We start from the raw sequence: 22,781 nt of genomic DNA on the forward strand, positions 1-22,781 counted from the left end.
TTATGGACAATAAAACCCTGTACGAACAAGACTTTTATCTCTGGATTAGAACTACTATTAATCAACTGCAAGCCAGACAGTTTGAGCGGGTAGATTTAGAGAATTTACTGGAGGAATTAGCAAGTATGGGAAGGAGTGAAAAGCGCACAATTAAAAGTCTGTTAACCCGATTATTAGAACATTTACTTAAGCTCAAATATTGGGCGGCAGAAAGAGAGAGAAACGAAGGTCACTGCAAGGGAGAGATTAGAACTTTTCGTCTCGATATATTAGATGAACTTAAAGATAGTCCTAGTCTGAAACTTTATCTTTTGGAAATTTTTGATGAATGTTATCTTTCAGCCCGAAAAAATGCCAGTGACCGCTCTCAATTACCCCTCGATACTTTCCCCGTTATTCCCATTGGTTCCCTTGAACAAATTCTCGATGAAGATTGGTTTCCTGCGGGCGATAATCTGGAAATATAGCCATCAGTTAGACTGCTCCATACTGCTCTAACAAAAAACAACTATCTCCCGATAGCGATCGCTAAAAGTCGAATAATTGTAAATTTCTGTCAAGGGGTGCGGTGAGATCGAAGAATCATCGCTAGAATAGGACTAATTGTCAGGAATTTAGTTAAACAAGGTTTTTGGCAATATGCTAATCTGGCTAACACGCTTTTGGGTGTGATATAGGGAAAAGTTCTGGCAATCGCGCCTAAATAGAGTGTTATACAGAAAGTTTCCGCATATTGTTACTTTCAAGAGTGTTATACGGAAAGTTTCTGTATAATCTCTAGTTAGCTGTTCGTTGTATTAAGCATCTACCCTTCATGGAGTATCTACAATGCCGTTAGACAAACAAGTTACCACCGTCTTCCTTACCTACGTCACCTTAGGAGGCTATCTCAAGGACCGCAAAAATATCGAAGAAGCCTTCACCTCCAATAAAGTTGATGATATTCAGCGAGCTCTCGACACTCTTCTCCAGAACTTAATTACTGAGGCCAAAGCCATCGATGCAATTAAGGGCTTTAGCTTGGAAACTGCCAAAACTAGGATTATGGAGTCTCATGACGAGTGTGTTAGAGAGCGTATGGGAATTGAGGCCGCCCAAGCCGCTGAGGATATTTTGCAGGCTGCTTCGGCTGCTGCTCAGATCGCTCTTGTTGCTGTTTCTTGGACCGTCTTTGGAGCTATCGGATTGGGCATTACTGCCCTTGCGGCCGAAGTTGCGGCGGAGGGTGCAGCGGAAGGAGTCAAGGCTTTGGAGAATACCATCACACAGAGTATTGGTGACATGGGGTTAAAGGCTTACAACGACCCTGCTCTTGCTAATATCAAGGTGTTCCATGATTCCTCCGATCAGGTTTCCGTCAACATTGCTAAGTTGGAGGTGGCAGGAAACAAAGCTGTCATCCGCCAGTCTCTTTTGGGATTGGCTAAAATAAGCGGCACTGTCGAAGAGCTGAAGAAGAACCTGATTCATTTTTATGAAGTTTCAGAGAGACCTGATGACATCATCGGTAAGTACGAATTGCTTGCTGAACTCATCCTCAAGGGTGATGGAGGTCCTGCCGCTCAGAAGATAATTCTCGACTTGAAAGAATCAGGTTTGGCTCCTATTATTATCAAAACCGTCATCTTATCTGTCATGGCTACCGGTCTCGGTCTTACTTTCCAGGTGAGGAAGTTCACAACTGAAATTACGAGGTTAGAGAACCTAGGTGTCTTAACTCTTGAGGACACTGCCGAGGTAGCCGATCTAGCCCTCAAGTCTGAGAGAATGGTCAAGTGTGTCAAGGGCCTAGCCGTTTTAGGTGCCGCACTGGAGACTGCCTTTTTAGGCTGGAAAATTTATGAACAGCGTAAGTTGATCGACTATATCAATGCGCAGATCGAAGACCGCAAGAATAAATTGATCGAGTACTACACAAATTTCCACGAGGCTGTTACGCCACCAACTGTAGACAATGCGATTTTAGGTAACTATGAGTGTCACCTGTATGACCAGGGAGGGAAGAACGATTGGCATTACGTCACTATCAGCAAAGCCAACGATACTACGCTTAATTGGGCAAATCGTGCTGGCGTCAGTTGGACACTCACTGTGACATCGGACAAAACTAAACTCAATGTTGGTCAAGAGTGCCCCTACTATGATTTTAATGATGGGAAAAGTAAAACGCAGTATAGACAAGCTACTGTAGTTTGGACAGGCAGCCAAGTATCAGGAATAATCGGTCCTTGGAATGAACTGTATGATAAATCGGCTACATAGTTTTTCCACATTTAGCTTCCACACTTAGCAAGTATGACTACTGAGGCTCTAGATTCTGTTTCAAGCCTCGGTAGTTGTACGATCAGCAGCTAACCCTTACGTGCACCGGACGGCTTGGCAATCTCTGGCTTCGTTTCAATCATATCTGCCGCCGGTGACGCTCGCCGTTATGCGGCTTGGGTTATGGGTAATGGAAGTAAGTCTTGTTCATTATTGGGGAAATCTATTACTATTAGGTAATGTGTCAAAATTCCTGTAATTGAGTTATGCAAAATCTTTATACCCTAATTGACAGTAATACCTCTCATCCGCATTACGGGCGGTTACTACAGCATCGCGATCATAGTGACCCTAGTATTTTTCATTACTCAGTACAACTCAATGATTTGGAGTCTCTAGCGTGGGAGCCTGTTCAGGCTGGGAGTGAAAAGGACACTGGGCGAATAGCAGTTTGGTCTATCGATTGGAATCACTTTCAACCTGATCAATCACGTTGTTTGGAGAGAGCGCAGATTAATAAGGCTTTGCACGTCTCTGTGAAAGAATTTCACGAAAAATGGCATTATGAGCTGTATCGCTTCAATTGTGAACATTGGGCACGGCTAGTATCAACAGGAGATTGTAGATGCTACCAAATCGCCGAGTTCAAAAAGTTGGAACAAATTCCTGTTTTAGGTTTTTTTATTGTGGGGGTTGCTGGGGCGGTAACGGGCGCGTGGGAGCATAACGGATATGCTCAGGAAGTAATTGAAAAGGCTTGTATGAAGCTTGGTTGCAGAATATCCGAAATAGACAATCCAAGTCATTCAGATATTACTCTATCTCATCATAATGCTAGTTTGGAAGTAGCTCAGGAGCCAATTACATTAAATTTAATTAATGAAGTTCAAAATGAACTAGATGAATTAGACTTAGCTTTTTTAGGAAGCTTAGCGTCTTATTTTGAGAAAATGCCTGATGATATCCGTCAGTATCATCGAGATCATCATGCTTCAAAAGAAGAAGCATATGTAATAGCAAATTATTACAATAAGACTGCTAAAGTTATCAGAAGTGTTCGGACATTAGAAGACTTAAATGAATTATTAAAACTCTTGGAAAACCTTAAGAAAAAGATTAGTCGATACCAGCATAATGAAGATAAATATCGATGGTCTACATGTTTAGATAAAGAAGTGCTGACAAAGCTAAAGAAATTTATTGATACCCTCTAGAATTATTTTAGAGAGTTTGTGCCGCAGCATAACACTTCGTTGGATCGGAACGGAAGCTTACGTGATCGGTTATGATGGATGCAAAGCGCGATCGCCGATCTTGTAGGGTGCGTTCCCTAATGCAACTTCTACTGCTCCAGCGATCGATTTTTGGGGAACGCACCATGCCCATTGATTGAAGCTGTGGGTTTAAGTGTGGTGTGGGCTAATCTGGCTAACACGCTTTTGGACGTGATATAAAGATAATACGGGTGACGGTTTATCTGATGACTGAGAATGGATGTGTAGGGGATGTCTTTCAGGCATTTTTCTGCGGCAACTTTATATTTTTGATAAAATACGAGTTAGTGAACGCAGCCCTTAGGGGGCTTTGGCTATGACGCTCGCATCTAATGGAAAAACCGCTATCATTCGTACAGAGCGAGGACTGACAATCGCAGGAACCCGCATCACCCTCTATGATGTGATGGATTATGTGACTGCTCAATATCCACCTAAGTTCATTCAGGGATTATTTGATCTGACGGAAGAGCAAATTAACACTGCCCTGGCTTATATTGAGGCTCATCGTGCGGATGTGGAAGCTGAGTACCAGCAAGTTCTCAAAGAGGCTGAAGAACTCCGACAATACTATGAAGAGCAAAATCGTGAGCGAGTTGCCCGTATTGCTGCTAAGCCGCCAAAACCTGGCACAGAAGCCATTCGAGCAAAACTTGAAGCGGAAAAAGCCAAGTTTGCATCAAGGGCAGGAATTTTCTAGTTGATCATAACTTACGAGGGCATTCTGTTGTCCTCGCCGGAGGCCTTGCTGCGAGTGGTTGGCTTGACTTGATCTCGATTCGTTTTATTCTGTTTGAAGAAGTTGGGTTAGCTGTCACGAGCGATGATCGTGTTGTTTGGCGGTATGCCCAAGCCAATCAGATGATCCTGATCACCGCTAACCGAAGCATGAAAGGCAAAGATTCCCTGGGGCAAGTGATGCGGGAGGAAAATACCCCCACATCATTACCCGTCGTGACAATCGGTAATATTGAGCGACTACTTGCCGAGCCAGATTATCGAGAGCGTTGCGTTAACCGTTTGGTTGATATTGTAGTTGATATTGAAGATTATCAAGGCGCAAGACGCATTTTCATTCCGTGACGCGCCGAATGCTAGAGCCGTTGAAGTCTATCTGTAGGGACACGGCATAACGGGTTCGTTATACTGAATCGGTTTTTAATAGCATGATTAACTCCCAATCCAACTTGAAAAACCCGCTCCCTTCTCCCCACTGCTGTAACAAAAAACAACTATCCCCCGATAGCGATCGCTAAAGGTCGAATAATTATAAATTTTTGTCAAGGGGGCGGTCAGACAGAGGAATCATCGCTAGAATAAGCCTAATTGTCAGAAATTTAGTTAACCAAGGTTTTTGGCAATATGCTAGTCTAGCTAACAGGCTTTTGGGGGTGATAAAGGGAAAACTTCTGGCGATTGCGCCTAAATGAAGTGATATACAGAAGGTTGACCCATATCGTTACCCCAGAGAGTGTTATAGAGAAAGTTGACCTATAATATGTAGTTATGTTTTCAAGAGAAGAGAAGAAATGTTATCAACACTTCTAAGTAAAGCTGTACAAAAAGCTCAAGAACTACCAGAAGCAATTCAAGACGAACTGGCAGAGCAGTTTATTGAAGACATCGAAAATGAAATCAAATGGCAAGAAACATTATCTAAACCCCAAGACAGCTTAATTCTCAAAGAACTTGCTCAGAAAGCTATTGCGGATTCAGAAAACGGACAGACTGAAGAAATGGGATTTGATGAGCTATGAAGTCGGAACTAAATCCAGATTTCGTCGGCTTATTTCAACAGCTACCAGACAGAGTGAAAAGAACAGCCAGAAAAAATTACAAGTTATGGCAAGATAACCCAAGCCATCCAAGCTTAGAATTTAAGGAGGTCAATCAAGAAGACCAGATCTGGTCAATCAGAGTCGGTATAGGTTGGAGAGCGCTAGGAAGAATCAAGAGTAAGAATGTAATTGTTTGGTTTTGGATAGGCTCTCACGCAGAGTATGACAAATTGTTAAAGAAGTTGTGAACCAAGAAACATAACAAATCACCGCACCCGAAATAATAGTGAAATTTTGTGATAAAGTGCAGTCATATCTAAGAATCTTTGCTATAATTACGCAAAGCTTTTGTGATAATTTTCCTTAAAGGAGATTGTTTGCAGTAAGCTAATCTGGCTAACACGCTTTTGGGGGTGATATAGGGAAAAGTTCTGGCAATCGCGCCTAAATGGGGTGATATACAGAAGGTTGACTCATATCGTTACCCCAGAGAGTGTTGTACGGAAAGTTGACCTATAATATGTAGTTAGCCTTCAAGTTTTAGCAGGGTAACGCGCTGAGGACTATTCATCTGAGCGAGATACTCTAGAAAGTCATTTTTACCGATACACTAACTATTGACTCATGCTTAAAGCCATACATTTTAAATTCTCAAGAGTTTTAATTTTAACAGTTTTGTTTTGTATCATTGCTCACTCATTTATTGACAATACTTTACTGGCACAAACAAATCCAAGTGCTGATATAATCAAAGATTTTATTGACGGAAGAAAAAATGAGCTAAGGATTGGATTAAGAGTACAATCATATCCAATCAGCTTTATAGATCCAAATTCAGTTTCTCCTACTTCAAAAGCCTACAATGGATTCTGTAATACTTTTGCCGATCAAATTTTTGCAGACCTGAAAGACCATCTAAAATCAGAATTTCGGAAAAATCCAAATCTTTCTCCTCTAGAAATAGATAGCAAAGTCAATGCCATTTCTCTTACTAAGACTGATGTTGTCAATTTATCTCAAGGTAAGAGATTTGATGGTGTCATAAAAGGTTTGATAGATGTTGAGTGTGGTGCAAATTCAATTCAATAAGTAGTCGTGCAAAATTAATTTCCTAGTGAAGATAGGCAAGAGGCAAAAGGCAATAGGCAAGAGCGGGGTTAGATATGTGTAATTAATTTTGCTTAGGTACTTATAATACGGAAGTTGAATTTTCAGATCCGTTTTTTAGTACAGGCATAAGCTTATTAGCAAAAAAGGATAACCTTGGAAAAGTTTCTGAAAATGAGGAAGGGTTGGGAAATTTGAAGGTTGGAGTAGTCTCAGGAACCACTACTTCTGATTGGCTTGTTAGAGACAAAAGATATGAAAGTCTTGAATATTATCAGTCTCGACCTGAAGCGATTGCTGCATTAAAGAGGGATTTATTAGGAGCTTATGGTAGCGACTACATTATATTAAAAGGTATTTTGGAGCAAGATAGTGATCTTAAAGATAATTACGATGTATATCCCAAGTACCTGAAGGATCAAAGTTACGGTCTTGTAGTCAAAGCTGGACAGAGTAAGCTAATATATCTTATCAATGAGAAAACGCTCAATTCCTCTAAAGTATTGGACAAAATTAAATTCTTAAAGCAAAATTACTCTAAACCAGAATCTGAGGGAATCGGAGGTAATTTTAGCTTTAATCAAGTTGTTAACTTTATTCATAAATTGTTTTCAAGTCCGCTTAATAGCTTCTTACTAGGAATTTCAATATCAATTGTAGTTCTCATACTTTCCTTTAAAAAAACTCGGCAATTGATTGCTGAAGTTTTTAAGAAACTTTGGGAGCAAATTCTTCCTGATGTGGTTGGATGGCTTTATAGATTGCTGCAATTGATAGTTCGACCGAAAGGCTAACAATACTGTTGCACACCGACCGTATTCAGTGCGATCGCCGATATGGTAGGGTGCGTTCCCTAATGCAAGTGCTACTGCTCCAGCGATCGATTTTGGGGAACGCACCATGCCCATTGATTGAAGCTGTGGGTTAAAGTGTGGTGTGGGCTAATCTGGCTAACAGGCTTTTGGACGTGATATAAGGATAGTATGGGTGACGGTTTATCTGATGACGGAGAATGGATATGTGGAGGATGTTTTTCAGGCATTGCTTACCCCGCTAAAGGTTAGAATGATCATGAAGAAATAGAATTACTCTAATGAAACTAGATCGTATTACGAGCCATCCAAACCGTATGAATGGGCAACCCTGCATTCGTAATCTTCGCCTTACGGTTCGTCGAGTGATTGAGCTACTGGCAACTTATCCCGATCGAGCAGAATTACATCAAGAGTTTCCCGAACTGGAGGATGAAGATATTCGACAAGCCCTAATTTTTGCCTCTTCTTACTTGGATGATCGCATCATTGAACTTCCTAATCGCTATGAAGCTGTTGCTTGATCAGGGAGTACCGCTTTCTGCGGCAACTTTATTATGTGATGCTGGGATCGACACTATTCATGTTGGCCAAATAGGGATGTCTGAAGCTGAAGACTCAGACATTATCCAAAGGGCTAGAGACGAGGGACGGGTTGTTGCTACTCTCGATGCGGATTTCCATACATTGCTGGCACTTGATGTGGCGAATACTCCTTCAGTCATTCGCATTCGGGTTGAAAGATTACGCGCCCAAGCACTTACGAATCTTTTGTTGACAGTAATCGCTGAGTGCGAGGAGGATTTAGAACAAGGAGCAGCCATTACGGTTGAGCCAAGCCGTATTCGTATTCGTCGTTTACCATTAGTGTCTGATGTCTAACGGAAACGTTATACTGAATCGGTTTTTAATACCATGATTAACCCCCAATCCCACTTAAAAAAACCCGCTCCCTTCTCCCCACTCTCCTATAACTTTTAAACAGGATTTAGTATGACTATCTAGGGTCTGCTGAATAAGTACGGGCGAAGCATTCGGATAGAAAATCTACGTTTTCACCGATAGGTTATTGCCCGAATGCTTCGCCCCTACAGGACGCGGGCCGATGAAGACGCAAGGTTTTGAACGACGATTCTCTCAAAATCTGGCACCTGTTTCGCGAGAAAAGCCCCAAAACCCTTACTTTGCCTACATTTCAAATTTATTCAGCAAACCCTATCTAAATTACTCGTTAAGACTGTCTATGAGCAGGGAGCAGAGAGAAAAAACCTAACTCCCGATGACTGAAAGCTGATCACTGACAAAACCTATCCCAAAACGATCAAATCGCGCAGGGATTGAATTTCCTCGGTTTGTAAACGCGCCCCAAAAGTAGAAACTACCCGGGCAGCCGCTAGAGAAGCGAGATTTCCCGCCCCTTTGTAACCCATACCGTGGGTAATGCCGTAGAGAAAAGCACCTGCATACATATCCCCCGCGCCGACGGTATCGATCGCCTGTACGGGATGGGGGTCAATTTCCAGGAGATTTTCGCCATCATAGATCAAAGAACCACTGGCACCCCGGGTGATAGCGAATCCTTTGGCAATGGTTTTAAAATAGGCGATCGCTGACTCAATTTCCTCGCTGCCGGAAATAGTCAAAGCTTCCGACTCATTAGCGAAAACTAAATCTAACCCCGTTCCGATCATTTCCAGTAATCCCTCCCGGAAGAAGATCGCCATATTGGGATCCGACAGGGATAAAGCGGTTTTCACTCCAGCAGCCTGAGCAATTTCTCGCCCTTTAATAGCGGCAGCTTTGGCAGTGGGAGAGGTGACGAGATAACCTTCGAGATAGAGATAATCGGCATTAGCGATCGCTGAAGGTACTAATTCCCGTTCGGAAATTTCCCCAGTGATGCCGAGAAAAGTATTCATGGTGCGATCGGCATCGGGAGTCACAAAAACTAGACATTTTCCCGTGATTCCCACCTCTTTTTCGCCGCCGTGTTCATTGGTATGCAAACCACAGGCCCGCAGATCTTGTAGATAAAACTTACCTAATTCGTCATTGCCCACTTTACAGGAATAGAAACCTCTACCCCCCAACTGAGCGATCGCTACTAGGGTATTCGCCGCCGATCCGCCACCGCTGCGTTTACAATCAAGAGCCAATTTTTCCATCAACTGGGTTTGACGATTTTCGTCCACCAGCGTCATCACTCCTTTATCGATGCCTAATTCTTGCAGTAATTCAGGAGAGACTTGAAATTCCATATCGACGAGCGCGTTACCGATCCCATAAACGTTGTATTGTTTGCCCATAATTTAGTCGATCGCCTAAAAATACTTTGTTATTGATAGTAGGGAAATAAGGAGCAAAAAGCTAGGGGCTTTTTTCAGCCAGAGAATACCATAATCAAAAATAATGGGTGTGCTAGTCTCACACCCCCAGTAATTTGTGTTAAGTTTTGTTTAACGAAGCCACTTTAAGCCTCATCGTAGGCTTCTAGATCCAACAGATAAAGATAAGGTTCGGCTAATTCCTGCCTTTGAAAAGCGATCGCTCGCAACAGGTGCCAATCCCGCAAAGCCTCGAAGGGGTTACTATACTCATCTTTTTCTAGTCGTTCGGCCAAAGAAGCAATATCAGCGGCGGTATATTTGGCAATATCTTGATCAGTGAAGCTTATAACTGTCATTTCTGCACCTCCCTCGACCTTTGTTCTATTTCTAGCCTAACATATATTCTGAGTTGAAAAAATGCCTTGACCGCCAAGTTAAGAACTGTAAATGGAAGGGTAATTGTGGTACAATTCCAGCAAAAAAGCTATTTTTGGTTGATCTTCTATGAAAACAGCCCTCATTACCGGTGCTTCCACCGGTATCGGTGTCGTCTTTGCCCGTCAACTTGCCCAACGGCAAATGGAGCTAATTTTAGTCGCTAGATCTAGGGATAAACTAGAACAATTAGCAGCGGAATTGGGGGAACAATACGGGGTAAAAGTGACGGTTATCGTCCAAGATCTGACCGTTGCTGGAGCGGGAAAGCTAGTATATGATACGGTGAACCAAAAAGGAATCAACGTTGATTTACTGGTAAATAATGCCGGTTTTGGTGGTTATGGTGCTTTTAGCGAGCAGGATTTAGCCCGACAGTTAGAAATGATCCAGTTAAATAATCTGGTATTGGTGGAATTAAGCCACTATTTTCTCCGTCCCATGCTTGCTGGTGCTGGGGGGGCAATTATCAATGTTGCTTCCATTGCTGGGTTTCAACCGCTGCCCTATCTTTCCGTCTATGCGGCGACAAAAGCCTTTGTCCTCAGCTTTAGCGAGTCTCTCTGGGCAGAAAATAAAGACAAAGGCGTTGAAATCCTCGCTCTTTGCCCCGGTCCGACGGAATCGAATTTTTTTGAGGTGGCCCGATTTCCCAGGGCTTTTATGGGCAAAAACGGCCGGTTAGATTCGGCGGAAGTGGTGGTACAAGAGGCTTTAACTGCCTTGGCCAACAAACGCCCCAACGTGGTAGCAGGTAAATTGGCTAATAAAATTATCGTCAATCTGCCCCGTTTTTTACCTAGAAGTTGGATCGTGTCTTTGATAGAAAAGCAATTCAAGCCATAACTAGAATCAAGCTAATTAGAGCAATTGCTGATAGGATTTTAAGGGAATACCTGTCCGGTTTCTCACTTCGATGGCCGAACGATAGACACCGTTTTTTTCTCTTTCGGCGATAATTTTATCGGCCACGGAAAAGTCAAGACCGAGATTGACTAATTCCTCAACAGAGTGGTAATTTAAACAATGCCAAGAAACGTCAACTTCTTGGCGAATATCGTAGGCAAAGATAATCAAAGGTTCCAGTTTTTTGAGATAATTTTCCGGTAAACCAGCCAGGAAGTGTAATTCTTCTAAATGGGTAAAAATATGTCCTTCATTACGGACAGAAACGATATCATTGGCATAGACAATCGGCAGCCCTAATTTATGAACCAGATCGTTGGTAGAACAGCTGTTAATATCAATTTTTTCAAGAGGAGAGGATGACTGTCTAGAATCGGTTCTATTTGCCGAAGCTATTGGATGGGAATTAAGCTGTTGACGGATGTATAAACCCAGGCCGATTTGGGCAAACCAAATTACGATAAAAGCCTCTTGTGTAAGGAAAATAAGGGAGATAATTGTCAAGGCAATGCCGACGGATAACCAACTTTGGTTATTAGTTTTTTTGCCAGCATTAGCAATGGCAATCCCCCCAAAAACTGGGACTAAAGATAGCCAGATCCACTCGGAAGATTCGGGAGGGCGAGGAGAGAGATTAGACATATTTTTTAAAGAGAATCTAAATATTTTCTGCGTTTTTCTTCGTATTCTTCAGCAGTAATAATTCCCTGATCGTAAAGTTTTTTAAGCTGGAGTAAAGTAGCGGTTTTTTGCTGGCCTGATTCTGGCAGTCTTCGCTCTGTACTGTTGGCGAGATAGTTAGGATTGTATTTAGCATCAAAAGCTTGATCTGACATGATGATTAAACCAATAAATTCAAAAAAAGCAATGATGCCGGGGATCAAAGTCCAGAAGAAAAGTAGATAGAGAACACCAGCCAAATTTTCCCCTAGATAAAATTTATGGATGCCAAGATAACCGAGAAAAAAGGCTAGTAAAGCCGCTATAGTTCTATTTCTCATAATTTTTAGATTTCCCTAATTTAGCCAAAAGAAAGTATAAAACCACGATGCCTGCCTGTAATTCCAAGAGAGTAATATAACCCTTGACTAGATAATTTAATTCTAGGGAGGAATTAAAGGCAAAAACTAGCACACCCAAGACTAAAAAAGGCAGTAAACGCCAGCCAGACTTGGGTATTTTTATTCCCGTACTGTTAACCTGATTCATGGGCTAATTCTCTAGGTTGGTCTTTTTCGGTGATAGTCGCAAAATCGGGCTTTGTCAAGGGGTAGTTTGATTAACTTTTAGCATCTCAACGAGGATATTATGGGCATCCTTGGCTGATTCTAGGGTGCGCTCAAAAGGTATTCTAATTGTTTGACTCTCCCCTAATTTTTCTACGGCTAAATCCATGCCTTGGGGATCGATGGAGAGCATTTGAGCCGTTTCTGCATCGGTAATATTACCGTAAACTTGAGCGTAGAAAAGCACGGCATCACCGTGATCTTTGTTCATGTGTTTACAGATGCGATCGCTAATGGTGGGAGTGATAGTTTCAGACATAATATTCCCGAAAAAAATCGATAATAAGGTGGGGACGGATTAAAGCCAGTTCTAAATCGAGGCCAATGGGGGGATATTAGTTAGGGTAGCGTATTTAATCGCTCATTGCCAGATAATTTGGGCGTGGCCATGGCAGACATCAATAATAAGTTTAATATTATTTTCTTGACAAAAATCCTTAATTGTGCATTGATCTAATTGTCCCACTTAAGGTCAATCGGGGTAGAAAGTACAGTCTGGGGCTGTCCGCGCATTTAAATTGCCTGTTGAGATGAGACAAGAGGCAACAGTAAAGGGATTGGGAGAGATTCAGCTAATCGGATAAGCGGTTAAAATGCCTCTTAGCTTCAAACCCCACACCCTGCCCCCGACAAAACTTTTTCAGCACACCCTATATATTTTATCGTTCACAACCAACAACAGAAGCGGTGTAGGTATTACCGATGTGCTGAATACCATTGACAAAAAGATTGACTAAAAAAGGTTGATCATTTGCCCGTACTGTGGCAGTAATTGTTAAGGGTTTATCGGGTTCGATTCGTACTCCATTAGTATTAAAAAATTCCTCGTTAGTTTGATCGCTATACTTGAGAAACAGCCGGATATCAAAGGAGGCAGCCCGGGGAACAGAAACCGTAACGATAAACCTCTGAAAACTTCTACCCCCCGGAACTGCCCAATCGGTATTCCAATTATTACGAGTTATCGTGACACCGAAAGGACCTGGAACAGTGGGTTGTGAGACGCTTTTCGTAACTTCACTACCTTCACCCCCTAATAAAGAAAGTGGCCGACAATTTTGCGCCGCTGCCGGTAGATGTGAGCTTAATAATACCGCCGATAGACTCAATAACCCAGTGATAGAGGTTAATTTCATCATTGATTTTGTCTCCAATTAATAGATAGAACACATCTAAAAATTATAGATGATCATGACGGTAAAAAAAGGCGATTTAACTTAATTGAGGTAAATTACCAGAAAAATGCCGATCATCAACCTTAATTTTCAAAAACGGGGTTAAAATTGATTCATAATTTCCATATAAATATGTTCTAACTGTACCGTCTGACGGGAGATAGAATCAATATTAATGCCGTCAAATGCCCGAATAATATCGCTTAATTCTAGATGTTCATCTAACCAAAAAGCTAAATCTTTACCGTAAAATTTGGCAGTAAATCCTAATTGTTTACCTCGATTTATTGCCGCTTCTTGATCCTGGGTATCCATGATAATAATTTCTTTCGCAGGAATGTGCTGACGCAGCTGATTTAAATTACCTTCGGCAATAATACGACCTTGTTTTAAAATCCCGATACGTTGACAGAGACGCTGTGCTTCATCGAGGAGATGAGTAGTTAATAAAATTGTCATTCCCTGTCGCCGTAATTCTCCGATTAAATCCCAAATTTCATAGCGAGATTCGATGTCTAAACCAGTAGTTGGTTCATCGAGAATTAATAATTTTGGCTGATGAACAATAGCCACGGCAATATTCATCCGGCGCTGCATTCCACCGCTTAAAGTTTCCACCGGACTACGGGCGCGATCAAGCAAATTTACTGCCGATAAACTGGCTTTAATCCGATGACGACGCTGGGGGCGATCGAGTCCATAAATCTGAGCAAAAAAGTTGAGATTTTCCTCACAAGTAAGGGATTTGTACAATAAATTTTCTTGTGGGGCAACCCCAATTAATTCTTTAGTAACTCTAGAAATTGGCAAATAATTAAAGGTAATTTCTCCCGATGAGGGTTTTAATAAATTACAAATTAAGTTAATAGTGGTGGTTTTTCCCGCACCATTGGGACCGAGTAAACCGTAAATTTCCCCCGCTTCAATATGAAAGTTTAATTGATCTAATACTAAGCGTCTTCCGTAATTTTTTTTGACATTACTAATAGTCAGCATTTTAAATAAAGTAACGAGGATAGTCAGGATTTTTTAAGCCATCATCCGTCAGCTAGGTAATAGTAAGAATAACAGGGAAATTGGCTAATTATACTGAAAAATAGGAAGCTGAATAACTGATGGTGGGTTACGGCGAATAGATAAATTAATGATTAAGTCTGATAATTTGTCTCCGCCTAACCCACCCTACCTAACTGATAACTGATCACTGATAACTGATAACTGATTTACAGTCGGCGTTCAAGGTTTAACATTTGTCGATAGGTAAGCCAACCACCTGCTACCATAGCTAGAGCAAAAAGACAGAGAAAGCGAAAATGAGAGCTAATATCTTGTAGATTTTTGCCCTTTGCCCAAACAGCAATTAAAGCTTCATTCATGTGGTAGATCGGGTTATATTTAGCCAGAGATAGAATATTGTCGGGGAATAAAGCAGTCGGAAGAAAAACGCCGCCTAAAATTAATAAAGGAACACCAAAAGTTCCCACCAAGGCATTAACATCTTCCGTTCTTTTCGCCAGTTGAGTACCAAGGATAAATCCTAAACCCACATAGGCGGTGATACTAAGAAAAATAATTAATAATTCTAGAGGAATTGAGCCTTTAAAAGTGGCTCCATACTGTTTAGCAATAGAATAAACTAAAATTGTCTGACAGGCGGCAATCGCACAATGGGCGAGAAAAATGCCAATAAAATAGGAAACACCGCTTAAAGGCGATAAAAATAACCGTTTAATCGTTTGTTGTTCCCTTTCTGCTACTACCGTTGCCACGGTTCCCCCTAAACAACTAAAGAAAAGTGCCGCCCCGACGAGGGTGGGAGGAGTAGCCAGAGCCATCGCCTCGTCAAGCTCAATTTTGCCTTTTTCTGCCATAATATAGCCATTTAAGAGCAGGACAAGGATCGGGAAAATGCCCCAGAGGATTAAGCTACGCCCGCGTCGGATTAATTCTACTAAAATTCGTTGAGCGATCGCTAAAATTTCCTGCCAATATTTCATAGAATGTTAGTGTAATTGTTTCTCCCTGTAGAGAAATAAGTTTTCCTACTTTCGACTTAGGCTTATTGTAAGTGTTCCAGAGCTTGATCGGCACGCAATCCTACCACTATGTCCGTTTCTGTCTCCCGAATCTGTCCTAAAAGTTCCCGAATCGCCCCGCGAAATGCCGCCGCCGCAGTTCCTAATCCCTCTAATCCGACGATCGCCGCATATCTAACCACCCACTCTGGATCCCCTTGCGAAAGTTTCTCCAGTGCCGCAAAAACAGCCTTCTGAGCCTCAGAAACCCGACTTTCCTCCAAATCAGACCAAATTATATTTCCTAAGCCTCTAGCCGCTCCTCGCCGCACGCTAAAGGAAAAATCACTCACCGCCGCCTCAAGCAATAAGTCCAATCCTCGCACATCGCCAATTCCCCCTAGGGCGCGGGTTGCCCAAGCTCTCGCCCCATAATTATAACCGTCTAGGTTGGCTAGTAAATAGGGAACCGCCGCTTTGCCAATGGCGATTAAACCATCCACGGCTGCCACGGAGGCACCGGGGTTATTATATCTCAGCACATCGGTGAGGGTGGGTATTGCCGCTTCACTTTTGGCGGCGGCTAAGTTTTCCACGGCGGTTAGTAACTCATTGGCTGAGTCGGCTTTTTCGACGGCAATAATTAAAGTCTCAACGGTGGGAAGCATTGGTTATTAGTAGAGGGGATGAGGTTAGGCGTTGGGGTGTGGGAATTATGAATTATAAATTATAAATTATAAATTATGAAGTGGGAAGAATAAATAAAAATAATCTCCTGACTCCTAACTCCTGTCTCCTAACACCGCCAACAAACTCTTAAAGATAATTTTATCGCCAAACTTTTTTCTGTAAAATCTGATTAATTTCTTGGGGAAAAGGACAATCATTGGGAAAGTTAAAGGATTGATAATCGGGGTTATCTCGCAAGCTTTTTAAAGCCGTGGCATAGCAATCTAAAAATACTTGATCCCAGTAGGGTTTTAAACTAGGAGAATCCCTCAAAAGTTCTTCTAGTTCCCGTTGACTGCGCCTAATAGTTTCTTGCCAACCTCGATAATCCTCAACGTAATCAGTATAGCAAAGTTTGAGGCAGTGTTCTAAGATGGTGGTTAACCGGTTGCGGAGTTCACGTTTTTGACTTCTGCCCAAACTTTCTATCTCCTCGATCAAGTTTTCCCAGTCAACTTTATCAAAGTTTTTTTGTCTTAACAGAGTGATTGTCTCGTTCAGCCAGCCGACATAATCAGTTTGAATTAGCATAAAAACCTCTGGATTGCATCGGTTTTAATTTAGATACAAAATAACCAATGATTAATTACAATAAACTATCCATTAAAGTGAGAATTTCGGAGATATTTTCGCCGCTAGAATTGGTTTTTAGATGGTTTTCTAAAAGTTCCTTGAGAGCAACCAGTTTCAGACTATTTTCCGCCAAAGTATTAGCGATCGCAGGGGCAGCCGGCAGATAACCCGTAGCGCCTAAATCCATTAAAGCAGAACGACGCAGCTGTAATTCTTCCCCTTGCAAGGCATTAATCAGAATATCGCCATAGTGGGGGTTAGTCGTGAGTTGATAGAGGGCGCGGGCAGCCGCATAACGCACTTTTTCGACGAAATGCTTTAAAAACGGTTCAATCAGGGGAATTGCTTCCGTCGCTTGCAGGGTTCCCAAGGCTTCGATAATCGCCTCGTAGGGTTGGACTAAATGGGGTTTTCCCGCCACTAAAACAGCCCCTTCGATGCCACCCTCTAATAGTTTCTTTAAAGGTGCGATCGCGCTTCGATCCTGAAGCATTTCCAATGCCTGGGCAGCCGATTCGCGCACATAATAATCTTCGCAGTCGAGACAGGCAATCAAAGCGGGAAGACAACTGAGATCATCTAATTTCCCTAAAGCGCTGGCGGCATTGCGTCGCAGGGGATAACCGCCATCGGGAGTGCGATCGCTTTCGTCCTCTAAAGCGGCAATTAACGCCGAAATCGCCTCTGGTTGACGAACACGAAATCTACCCAACCACCAAGCGGCATAATAACGCGCGCCTAGGTCTTCTCTTTGCTGGATATTAGCGATCGCTTGTTCAACAGTATAGGCCGGATTATCGACTGGAGGAGAGTAAGAATCGCTCATAGACAAGTGAAAATGGGTGTTGGGGAATTATGAATTATGAAGTGGGGAGCAGGGAGTGGGGAGAATAAATAAAAATAATCTCCTGACTCCTGAATACTGACTCGGAGAATACTGATAACCGACTCAGTTTTTCATAGTTGCCGCACCCTTGCCAATACCGGAATAAATCAAACCCCGTTGAGCATCGAGACTAATGATCACCCCTTCGCGGATAATTTTCGTGGCATTTTTAACCCCGACAATCACAGGAATACCCAATTTTAAACCGATAGTAGCGGCGTGATTGTTCATCGCGGTATCTTCGGTGATAATTCCGCCAGCTTTCCGCATCATATCCACATATTCGGCGCTGGTGGTGGGAACGACTAAAATCTCCCCGTTACTAAAACTACCCACTTCCCGGGCATTATGGGCCACTCGCGCCCGGCCACTGGCCACACCCTGGCCGATACCTGTACCCTTGCCCAAAAGGGATTTTACCACTTCCACCTTAATTAAATCCGTGGAACCGGCCACCCCTTGCAGAGTTCCCGCCGTCATCACCACTAAATCACCATCTGCGAGGAGGTTATTTTCCTGGGCAAGATTCATCGCCACTTGAAAAGTTTGGCTGGTGGAGGGTAAATCGAGCAATAACATCGGTTTTACGCCCCAAACTAGCTGTAACTGCTGTGCCACTTCCCGATGGGGAGTAACGGCTAAAATCGGGGTTTTGGGGCGAAATCGGGAGACATTACGGGCAGTAGAGCCAGTTTTGGTTAGGGTAATAATTGCCGCTGCCCCCAATTGTTCGGCAATTTGACTGACTGCCGAGGAAATAGCATTGGGAATCGATTGTTTATTGTTAGAGCGAGCGGCACTATTGATCTGTTCCCGTTCGATCCTTTCGGCAATGCGGGCCATGGTTGCAACTGCTTCGATGGGATAATGACCCACAGCCGTTTCATTGGAAAGCATGACCGCATCAGTGCCATCTAAAATCGCATTAGCCACGTCCGAAACCTCGGCACGGGTGGGACGAGGATTACTGGCCATACTGTCAAGCATTTGAGTGGCGGTAATAATCGGGATGCCTAGCTGATTAGCAGTATTAATCAGGCGTTTTTGCAGGATTGGCACGTCTTCGGCTGGTAATTCTACTCCTAAATCTCCCCTGGCCACCATAACACCATCACAGAGGGATAAAATTGCCTCCATTTCCTCGATCGCTTCGTGTTTTTCAATTTTAGCGATCACGGGGATAGATTTACCCGCGCTGGCGATTAATTCTTTAATTTCGAGTATATCTTGGGGATTACGCACAAAACTGAGGGCGATCCAATCCACATCCCACAGCAGTCCGAACATTAAATCTTTTTTGTCCTTATCGGTTAACGCTTTTACCGACAGATAAACGTTGGGAAAATTTACCCCTTTATTACTGGATAAGACACCCCCAACCACCACGCGACAGGAAAGATCACCTTTCAAGCGATCCACTGATTCCACCCGCATTTCGACTTTACCATCATCGAGGAGAATTCTCGAACCTTCTGGGACTTCTTGGGCGAGCGAGGGATAGCTAATGGAACTTATTTCCTGATTACATTCCACATCCCTAGAAGTAAGGATAAACGGTTCCCCCGGTTTCAGGGTAATCGACCCACAGGCAAATTTACCTAAACGAATTTTTGGCCCCTGTAGATCCTGAAGGATGCCAATCGGTTGATTGAGTTCAAAGGCTAACTGACGGATCAGGTTAATGCTGTGACGATGGTAATCGTGATCGCCATGGGAAAAGTTTAATCTAAATGTCGTCGCCCCCGCCTTGATCATCTGACGTAATGTTTCCTTATTTTGCGAGGCTGGGCCAATCGTGGCCACAATTTTAGTGCGACGGGGGAAAGACAGAGAGTGCATAGATAAGCAACTAAATAGGCGAAGTAAATATAGCAGCGTTTGGGACGCTCCGATCATCTTCTCATAAATGGCTATATCCAGTGAAAAGTTAAAAGTAAAAAAACGGTGAGATCTACAAATCCCACCGTTCTTATTGATCGAGTCCGTCAACTCAGCTTAGAAACGGAAAGTTGTCCGGAGGACACCGACAAAAATGGTGTCGTTATTACGGTTGTTAGCGTTGAAGATCGCATAGGCACCAGGGGTAATCAGAATATTTTTGGTGACTGGGAACTTATACTGAGCTTCTACCATGTAGGAAGTACCATCTTCCTTGTCGGAACGGGGTACTTGACCACCTCCGAAGGAAAGGGCTGCACCTTCGGCAAAGAGATCGAGGACAGAAAGATTCAGGTTCCAAGACCAGATACCAGTGTTATTATCCCCGATCGCAGCATTAACTCCTGTGGCCGAGGCATCAGCATAACCACCCCATGCCGCTATATTTAAGACTCCTGGGATAACCTGGGCGCTACCCTGCAAACCGAAACGGTTAGCAGTAGTACCAACGTTACCGAAGGGACGTTCCGTCAGAGGGCTGCTGACGTTACCGAATAAACCAGAGCGAATATCGGCAGCAGTTTGATAACTGTGAACGTAAACGAAGTTAATATCGGCAAATTTGATGAAGGAGAAACCCACCTGCGCGCCAGTACTGAAGGAACCATTGAACAAACCGTTTCCTTCGCTAGGATTAGAGGCACCACTGCCCGCCAGATAAGCCCCTGTAACTTGGAAAACATCACCGATCTTGAATCGAACCCCTGCACCCGTGCCAGAAGGACCGCGGAAGACGATGTTGTTATAACGTTGACCGCGAGATAAAGCACCGGTGCCGCTATCGGCGAGGAAGGGGTTAGCAGTGAGGAAAACGTCATCAAGGTTCAGGCCGTTAGCGCCAACCCAAACGGTGATGTTACCGAAGGGAGTACCGATGGGAGCGCGGTAGAACAAGTCATCGATGGTGACATCGTTGTCACGACCGTCATCGTATGCTAGACGGGTCATATTGGTTCCCGCCGGACCGTTTTGGTTGAAGGTGCTGTTAAAGTTACCCGCTTGTAAACGGGTTCTTAACATATCTTTACCGGTGAAGCTGGTTTCAAAGTTGAGTCGTACCCGGTTATTAAACACAGTTTGGGTTTGATCTTGATTGCTGCCATCAGTAACTGTACCGTTGGTATTGGTAATGGAAGCTTCACCACCCCAGCTATCGGCGACACTGAAGATTACCTCACCTCTGAGTTTGGTGGTGGTAGAAAATTGATTATTTTCCAAGAAAGAAACCCGCTGTTCTAGGTTATCTACTCTAGCCCCTAAGGCCGCTAGTTCGGTTTCAAATTCTTTAACAAGACGTTTTAATTTATCGATGTCTTCTCTGAGTACAGCGATACCATCTTGAATTAAACGTTCCATGACGTTTAAACAAGCGTTTAAACCGGCGGCAAATTCCCAACGAGTCGTGGCCCGATCACCGCGGAAGGTACGGTCGGGATAACCAACGATACAACCGTAACGTTCCACAAGGCTTCTTAATGCTTCGTAGGCCCAAGCAGTGGGAGATACGTCCCGCAGTTGGTTAACGCTAGTCACCTGAGACATGGAACCCTGATAGACACCTGTATTGATCTGCTGACTACTTTGGGCGCGTTGAATGCGATCGAGTTGCTGTTGCGCAGCCGGATCAATTTTAAGTTGAGGTGTACCGGGCATAGTTTGAGCCACTGCGCTGCCAGCAGCCGCTACGGAAGCACCCAGCACTAAGGGCGTTACCTTGACTAAATTCTTGAATAGTTTTGACATGGGTCAATCCTCACACCTTATTCTATGGATTGAATGAACTATGGATACAAGCAGACTATTTACCTAGCCTGAATTATACTCACATTCTATGCTAATTCCCCCTTGCCTAGGTTAAGTTAATTTTATGATATGACAGAAAAATTTCTGTCTAATCTTATGTAAGATTAGGACTTACGCACTTTACAAGTCCCCGATGACGTGCATCACCCAAAGTTGGTCGTTTCAGACTTTTGGCGATTAACTTCCCAACAATAGCGATCGCTCAAAAGCCCTCAAGCAAGAAATCATATTAAAATGCCCGAAACCCATAGAACACATTTAGTCAATCCTGTCAATGGGTAATTTCTAAAGATTTTGTTAAGATGTCAGCCTTATCAGTTATCAGTTATCAGTTATCAGATGTGAGTTTTCAGTTCACTGTTTACTGTTCACTGTTCACTGATAAAATCTCCCCACTTCCCCCCGCAACGCGCACGAAGTGGTCTCCCCACTTCCCCACTTCCCTAACAATAGTTGTGTGAACTAGGCTCGATCGAGTAAGTTAGAATCGAGGATGATAGATATAGTGCTAGACTTCGGGGTTAGAATATAGATCGACTCTAGAAGTTAAAAACAGCAAGATTGCTGCCGAAAGCTGACGGCTAATGGCTAACCGCTATAGATAAAGACTCGATTCTTGAATTTAAGCACCGAGAAGGGAGATAAAGATGGTCAATTTTGGGCTGAATTCGGCCAGTATCTTAGGAATTTTTCTGGCAGTAGCCGGAGCCGGGTTATACTTCCTGCGCTCGGTGCGGCCGGAACTTTCCAGGGATCATGATATATTTTTTGCCGCCGTTGGGTTACTGTGCGGTTTAATTCTACTTTTTCAAGGGTGGCGACTGGATCCGATTTTGCAATTCGGACAATTTTTGCTGACTGGAGCAGCGGTTTTTTTTGCCTTCGAGACGGTAAAATTAAGGGGTTTAACCACGGAACAGGCCCGCCGCGGCACGTCTTTTGTCGATGAACGTCCTGTGAGTCGGGAATATCGGGCCGAATTGGAACCCCTCGACACCTACGAACCGGAGGAACGTTACGAAGATAATCCCCGTTTACGCGGTTACGATGATCCCCGCTCTTCCCGTACTTCTAGTTATCAGGACGAGGAACCCCGCAGCACCCGCACCCGTCGGCCAGCCGATACCGGCAGTCGCAAAACGGCTAATCGTCGTCCCCGCAATAGTTCCCCCACTAGCGATCGAGAGGTTTATGATCAGCGCCCTAGCGGTGATGATTGGGAAGAAACCAGTCCCCGTCCACGTCGTCGTCCCGCTAGTGAAGAGACGAGCAGTAAACCGCCCCGCACTAGCCAAAAACGCCGTACTCGCCCAATAATTGCCGATGATCCGCCATTTAAAGGGGAATACGTCGATTATCAACCGATCGATCCTAGGGATGCTGGCGATCAAGAAGATTGGGAGAGACCAGATAATAGTGAACGGGAGTCGAGCAATGATAATCAGACTAGGTTTGATTATTAAGGAGTAGGTCCG

The 22,781-nt window shown here is 43.4% G+C and carries 27 protein-coding genes; 13 read left to right on the forward strand and 14 right to left on the reverse strand.

Annotation, left to right across the window (positions count from 1 at the left end; genetic code table 11):
* Nucleotides 1-2: 2 nt before the first annotated feature.
* From B5D77_RS00600 to B5D77_RS00655, 11 genes are all read left to right on the forward strand, one after another.
* Nucleotides 3-467, forward strand: a complete 465-nt coding sequence (locus B5D77_RS00600) for a DUF29 domain-containing protein (RefSeq protein ID WP_106908071.1) — start codon at nt 3-5, stop codon at nt 465-467.
* A 361-nt stretch (nt 468-828) separates the two neighbouring features.
* Nucleotides 829-2,262 carry a hypothetical protein gene (locus B5D77_RS00605; RefSeq protein ID WP_106908072.1) on the forward strand — a complete coding sequence of 478 codons (1,434 nt, stop codon included), beginning with the start codon at nt 829-831 and terminating at the stop codon, nt 2,260-2,262.
* 266 nt (nt 2,263-2,528) lie between these two features.
* Complete coding sequence (locus B5D77_RS26425; RefSeq protein ID WP_216643794.1) at nt 2,529-3,476, forward strand: hypothetical protein; 948 nt, start codon at nt 2,529-2,531, stop codon at nt 3,474-3,476.
* Nucleotides 3,477-3,852: 376 nt separating this feature from the next.
* Nucleotides 3,853-4,236, forward strand: a complete 384-nt coding sequence (locus B5D77_RS00615; protein WP_106908073.1) for a DUF433 domain-containing protein — start codon at nt 3,853-3,855, stop codon at nt 4,234-4,236.
* Complete coding sequence (locus B5D77_RS00620; protein WP_106908074.1) at nt 4,215-4,619, forward strand: ACP S-malonyltransferase; 405 nt, start codon at nt 4,215-4,217, stop codon at nt 4,617-4,619. The genes B5D77_RS00615 and B5D77_RS00620 overlap by 22 nt, the downstream gene beginning before the upstream one ends.
* A gap of 446 nt (nt 4,620-5,065) precedes the next feature.
* Complete coding sequence (locus B5D77_RS00625) at nt 5,066-5,293, forward strand: hypothetical protein (RefSeq protein ID WP_002758339.1); 228 nt, start codon at nt 5,066-5,068, stop codon at nt 5,291-5,293.
* Nucleotides 5,290-5,562 carry a hypothetical protein gene (locus B5D77_RS26825; RefSeq protein ID WP_043998982.1) on the forward strand — a complete coding sequence of 91 codons (273 nt, stop codon included), beginning with the start codon at nt 5,290-5,292 and terminating at the stop codon, nt 5,560-5,562. The genes B5D77_RS00625 and B5D77_RS26825 overlap by 4 nt, the downstream gene beginning before the upstream one ends.
* Nucleotides 5,563-5,938: 376 nt before the next feature.
* A complete protein-coding gene (locus B5D77_RS00640; RefSeq protein ID WP_106908075.1) occupies nt 5,939-6,403 on the forward strand; it encodes a hypothetical protein in 465 nt (154 codons plus the stop codon).
* Nucleotides 6,404-6,615: 212 nt separating this feature from the next.
* Nucleotides 6,616-7,215, forward strand: a complete 600-nt coding sequence (locus B5D77_RS00645; protein ID WP_371515143.1) for a hypothetical protein — start codon at nt 6,616-6,618, stop codon at nt 7,213-7,215.
* A 299-nt stretch (nt 7,216-7,514) separates the two neighbouring features.
* Nucleotides 7,515-7,757, forward strand: coding sequence for a DUF433 domain-containing protein (locus B5D77_RS00650; RefSeq protein ID WP_002790012.1), 243 nt, complete (start codon nt 7,515-7,517; stop codon nt 7,755-7,757).
* Entirely contained in the window at nt 7,741-8,115 is a 375-nt protein-coding gene (locus B5D77_RS00655) for a DUF5615 family PIN-like protein (RefSeq protein ID WP_106908077.1), read from the forward strand. Before B5D77_RS00650 ends, B5D77_RS00655 begins: the two co-directional genes overlap by 17 nt.
* A 425-nt stretch (nt 8,116-8,540) precedes the next feature.
* Here B5D77_RS00655 and B5D77_RS00665 read toward each other — a convergent pair whose 3' ends face one another.
* Nucleotides 8,541-9,539 (reverse strand): adenosine kinase, encoded by a 999-nt coding sequence (locus B5D77_RS00665; RefSeq protein WP_106908079.1) that lies wholly within the window; start codon nt 9,537-9,539, stop codon nt 8,541-8,543.
* Between the two features lie 164 nt (nt 9,540-9,703).
* On the reverse strand, nt 9,704-9,916 hold the full coding sequence (locus B5D77_RS00670) for a DUF2555 domain-containing protein (RefSeq protein ID WP_002732311.1): 213 nt from the start codon (nt 9,914-9,916) through the stop codon (nt 9,704-9,706).
* Nucleotides 9,917-10,064: 148 nt separating this feature from the next.
* Here B5D77_RS00670 and B5D77_RS00675 point away from each other — a divergent pair, with 148 nt between their 5' ends.
* A complete protein-coding gene (locus tag B5D77_RS00675; RefSeq protein ID WP_106908080.1) occupies nt 10,065-10,841 on the forward strand; it encodes an SDR family oxidoreductase in 777 nt (258 codons plus the stop codon).
* Nucleotides 10,842-10,856: 15 nt separating this feature from the next.
* Here the strand turns inward: B5D77_RS00675 and B5D77_RS00680 are convergent, their stop codons facing one another.
* From B5D77_RS00680 to B5D77_RS00735, 12 genes are all read right to left on the reverse strand, one after another.
* Nucleotides 10,857-11,543 carry a helix-hairpin-helix domain-containing protein gene (locus tag B5D77_RS00680; RefSeq protein ID WP_106908081.1) on the reverse strand — a complete coding sequence of 229 codons (687 nt, stop codon included), beginning with the start codon at nt 11,541-11,543 and terminating at the stop codon, nt 10,857-10,859.
* 5 nt (nt 11,544-11,548) lie between these two features.
* Nucleotides 11,549-11,902 carry an NINE protein gene (locus tag B5D77_RS00685; protein ID WP_106908082.1) on the reverse strand — a complete coding sequence of 118 codons (354 nt, stop codon included), beginning with the start codon at nt 11,900-11,902 and terminating at the stop codon, nt 11,549-11,551.
* Entirely contained in the window at nt 11,892-12,110 is a 219-nt protein-coding gene (locus B5D77_RS00690) for a hypothetical protein (protein WP_106908083.1), read from the reverse strand. The genes B5D77_RS00685 and B5D77_RS00690 overlap by 11 nt, the downstream gene beginning before the upstream one ends.
* A gap of 54 nt (nt 12,111-12,164) precedes the next feature.
* Entirely contained in the window at nt 12,165-12,446 is a 282-nt protein-coding gene (locus B5D77_RS00695) for a DUF2470 domain-containing protein (RefSeq protein WP_106908084.1), read from the reverse strand.
* A 400-nt stretch (nt 12,447-12,846) separates the two neighbouring features.
* The gene (locus tag B5D77_RS00700) at nt 12,847-13,326 is read right to left on the reverse strand and encodes a hypothetical protein (RefSeq protein ID WP_008201795.1); all 480 of its coding nucleotides are present in this window, start codon (nt 13,324-13,326) and stop codon (nt 12,847-12,849) included.
* A gap of 138 nt (nt 13,327-13,464) precedes the next feature.
* Nucleotides 13,465-14,358, reverse strand: a complete 894-nt coding sequence (locus B5D77_RS00705) for an ABC transporter ATP-binding protein (protein ID WP_008201793.1) — start codon at nt 14,356-14,358, stop codon at nt 13,465-13,467.
* A gap of 227 nt (nt 14,359-14,585) precedes the next feature.
* On the reverse strand, nt 14,586-15,359 hold the full coding sequence (locus tag B5D77_RS00710) for an ABC transporter permease (protein WP_106908085.1): 774 nt from the start codon (nt 15,357-15,359) through the stop codon (nt 14,586-14,588).
* Between the two features lie 62 nt (nt 15,360-15,421).
* On the reverse strand, nt 15,422-16,045 hold the full coding sequence (locus B5D77_RS00715) for a HEAT repeat domain-containing protein (protein WP_008201789.1): 624 nt from the start codon (nt 16,043-16,045) through the stop codon (nt 15,422-15,424).
* A gap of 160 nt (nt 16,046-16,205) precedes the next feature.
* Nucleotides 16,206-16,637: a DUF29 domain-containing protein gene (locus B5D77_RS00720; protein WP_008201788.1), complete on the reverse strand. Its 432-nt coding sequence runs from the start codon at nt 16,635-16,637 to the stop codon at nt 16,206-16,208.
* 55 nt (nt 16,638-16,692) lie between these two features.
* Entirely contained in the window at nt 16,693-17,505 is an 813-nt protein-coding gene (locus B5D77_RS00725) for a HEAT repeat domain-containing protein (protein WP_106908086.1), read from the reverse strand.
* Between the two features lie 123 nt (nt 17,506-17,628).
* Nucleotides 17,629-19,404 carry a pyruvate kinase gene (pyk, locus tag B5D77_RS00730; RefSeq protein ID WP_008201785.1) on the reverse strand — a complete coding sequence of 592 codons (1,776 nt, stop codon included), beginning with the start codon at nt 19,402-19,404 and terminating at the stop codon, nt 17,629-17,631.
* Nucleotides 19,405-19,560: 156 nt separating this feature from the next.
* Entirely contained in the window at nt 19,561-21,246 is a 1,686-nt protein-coding gene (locus B5D77_RS00735) for an iron uptake porin (RefSeq protein WP_008201783.1), read from the reverse strand.
* A 707-nt stretch (nt 21,247-21,953) separates the two neighbouring features.
* Here B5D77_RS00735 and B5D77_RS00740 point away from each other — a divergent pair.
* Nucleotides 21,954-22,769 (forward strand): Ycf66 family protein, encoded by an 816-nt coding sequence (locus B5D77_RS00740; protein ID WP_008201781.1) that lies wholly within the window; start codon nt 21,954-21,956, stop codon nt 22,767-22,769.
* Nucleotides 22,770-22,781: the final 12 nt, after the last annotated feature.

The organism is Microcystis sp. MC19 (assembly GCF_003019735.1).
In the GTDB taxonomy this organism is placed as follows: Bacteria; Cyanobacteriota; Cyanobacteriia; order Cyanobacteriales; family Microcystaceae; genus Microcystis.

Bases quoted from the DNA above. Each gene is read 5' to 3' on its own strand.
- B5D77_RS00600 (WP_106908071.1), top strand. From the start codon at position 3: ATGGACAATAAAACCCTGTACGAACAAGACTTTTATCTCTGGATTAGA.
- B5D77_RS00605 (WP_106908072.1), top strand. From the start codon at position 829: ATGCCGTTAGACAAACAAGTTACCACCGTCTTCCTTACCTACGTCACC.
- B5D77_RS26425 (WP_216643794.1), top strand. From the start codon at position 2,529: ATGCAAAATCTTTATACCCTAATTGACAGTAATACCTCTCATCCGCAT.
- B5D77_RS00615 (WP_106908073.1), top strand. From the start codon at position 3,853: ATGACGCTCGCATCTAATGGAAAAACCGCTATCATTCGTACAGAGCGA.
- B5D77_RS00625 (WP_002758339.1), top strand. From the start codon at position 5,066: ATGTTATCAACACTTCTAAGTAAAGCTGTACAAAAAGCTCAAGAACTA.
- B5D77_RS26825 (WP_043998982.1), top strand. From the start codon at position 5,290: ATGAAGTCGGAACTAAATCCAGATTTCGTCGGCTTATTTCAACAGCTA.
- B5D77_RS00640 (WP_106908075.1), top strand. From the start codon at position 5,939: ATGCTTAAAGCCATACATTTTAAATTCTCAAGAGTTTTAATTTTAACA.
- B5D77_RS00650 (WP_002790012.1), top strand. From the start codon at position 7,515: ATGAAACTAGATCGTATTACGAGCCATCCAAACCGTATGAATGGGCAA.
- B5D77_RS00655 (WP_106908077.1), top strand. From the start codon at position 7,741: ATGAAGCTGTTGCTTGATCAGGGAGTACCGCTTTCTGCGGCAACTTTA.
- B5D77_RS00665 (WP_106908079.1), bottom strand. From the start codon at position 9,539: ATGGGCAAACAATACAACGTTTATGGGATCGGTAACGCGCTCGTCGAT.
- B5D77_RS00670 (WP_002732311.1), bottom strand. From the start codon at position 9,916: ATGACAGTTATAAGCTTCACTGATCAAGATATTGCCAAATATACCGCC.
- B5D77_RS00675 (WP_106908080.1), top strand. From the start codon at position 10,065: ATGAAAACAGCCCTCATTACCGGTGCTTCCACCGGTATCGGTGTCGTC.
- B5D77_RS00680 (WP_106908081.1), bottom strand. From the start codon at position 11,543: ATGTCTAATCTCTCTCCTCGCCCTCCCGAATCTTCCGAGTGGATCTGG.
- B5D77_RS00685 (WP_106908082.1), bottom strand. From the start codon at position 11,902: ATGAGAAATAGAACTATAGCGGCTTTACTAGCCTTTTTTCTCGGTTAT.
- B5D77_RS00690 (WP_106908083.1), bottom strand. From the start codon at position 12,110: ATGAATCAGGTTAACAGTACGGGAATAAAAATACCCAAGTCTGGCTGG.
- B5D77_RS00695 (WP_106908084.1), bottom strand. From the start codon at position 12,446: ATGTCTGAAACTATCACTCCCACCATTAGCGATCGCATCTGTAAACAC.
- B5D77_RS00700 (WP_008201795.1), bottom strand. From the start codon at position 13,326: ATGATGAAATTAACCTCTATCACTGGGTTATTGAGTCTATCGGCGGTA.
- B5D77_RS00705 (WP_008201793.1), bottom strand. From the start codon at position 14,358: ATGCTGACTATTAGTAATGTCAAAAAAAATTACGGAAGACGCTTAGTA.
- B5D77_RS00710 (WP_106908085.1), bottom strand. From the start codon at position 15,359: ATGAAATATTGGCAGGAAATTTTAGCGATCGCTCAACGAATTTTAGTA.
- B5D77_RS00715 (WP_008201789.1), bottom strand. From the start codon at position 16,045: ATGCTTCCCACCGTTGAGACTTTAATTATTGCCGTCGAAAAAGCCGAC.
- B5D77_RS00720 (WP_008201788.1), bottom strand. From the start codon at position 16,637: ATGCTAATTCAAACTGATTATGTCGGCTGGCTGAACGAGACAATCACT.
- B5D77_RS00725 (WP_106908086.1), bottom strand. From the start codon at position 17,505: ATGAGCGATTCTTACTCTCCTCCAGTCGATAATCCGGCCTATACTGTT.
- pyk (WP_008201785.1), bottom strand. From the start codon at position 19,404: ATGCACTCTCTGTCTTTCCCCCGTCGCACTAAAATTGTGGCCACGATT.
- B5D77_RS00735 (WP_008201783.1), bottom strand. From the start codon at position 21,246: ATGTCAAAACTATTCAAGAATTTAGTCAAGGTAACGCCCTTAGTGCTG.
- B5D77_RS00740 (WP_008201781.1), top strand. From the start codon at position 21,954: ATGGTCAATTTTGGGCTGAATTCGGCCAGTATCTTAGGAATTTTTCTG.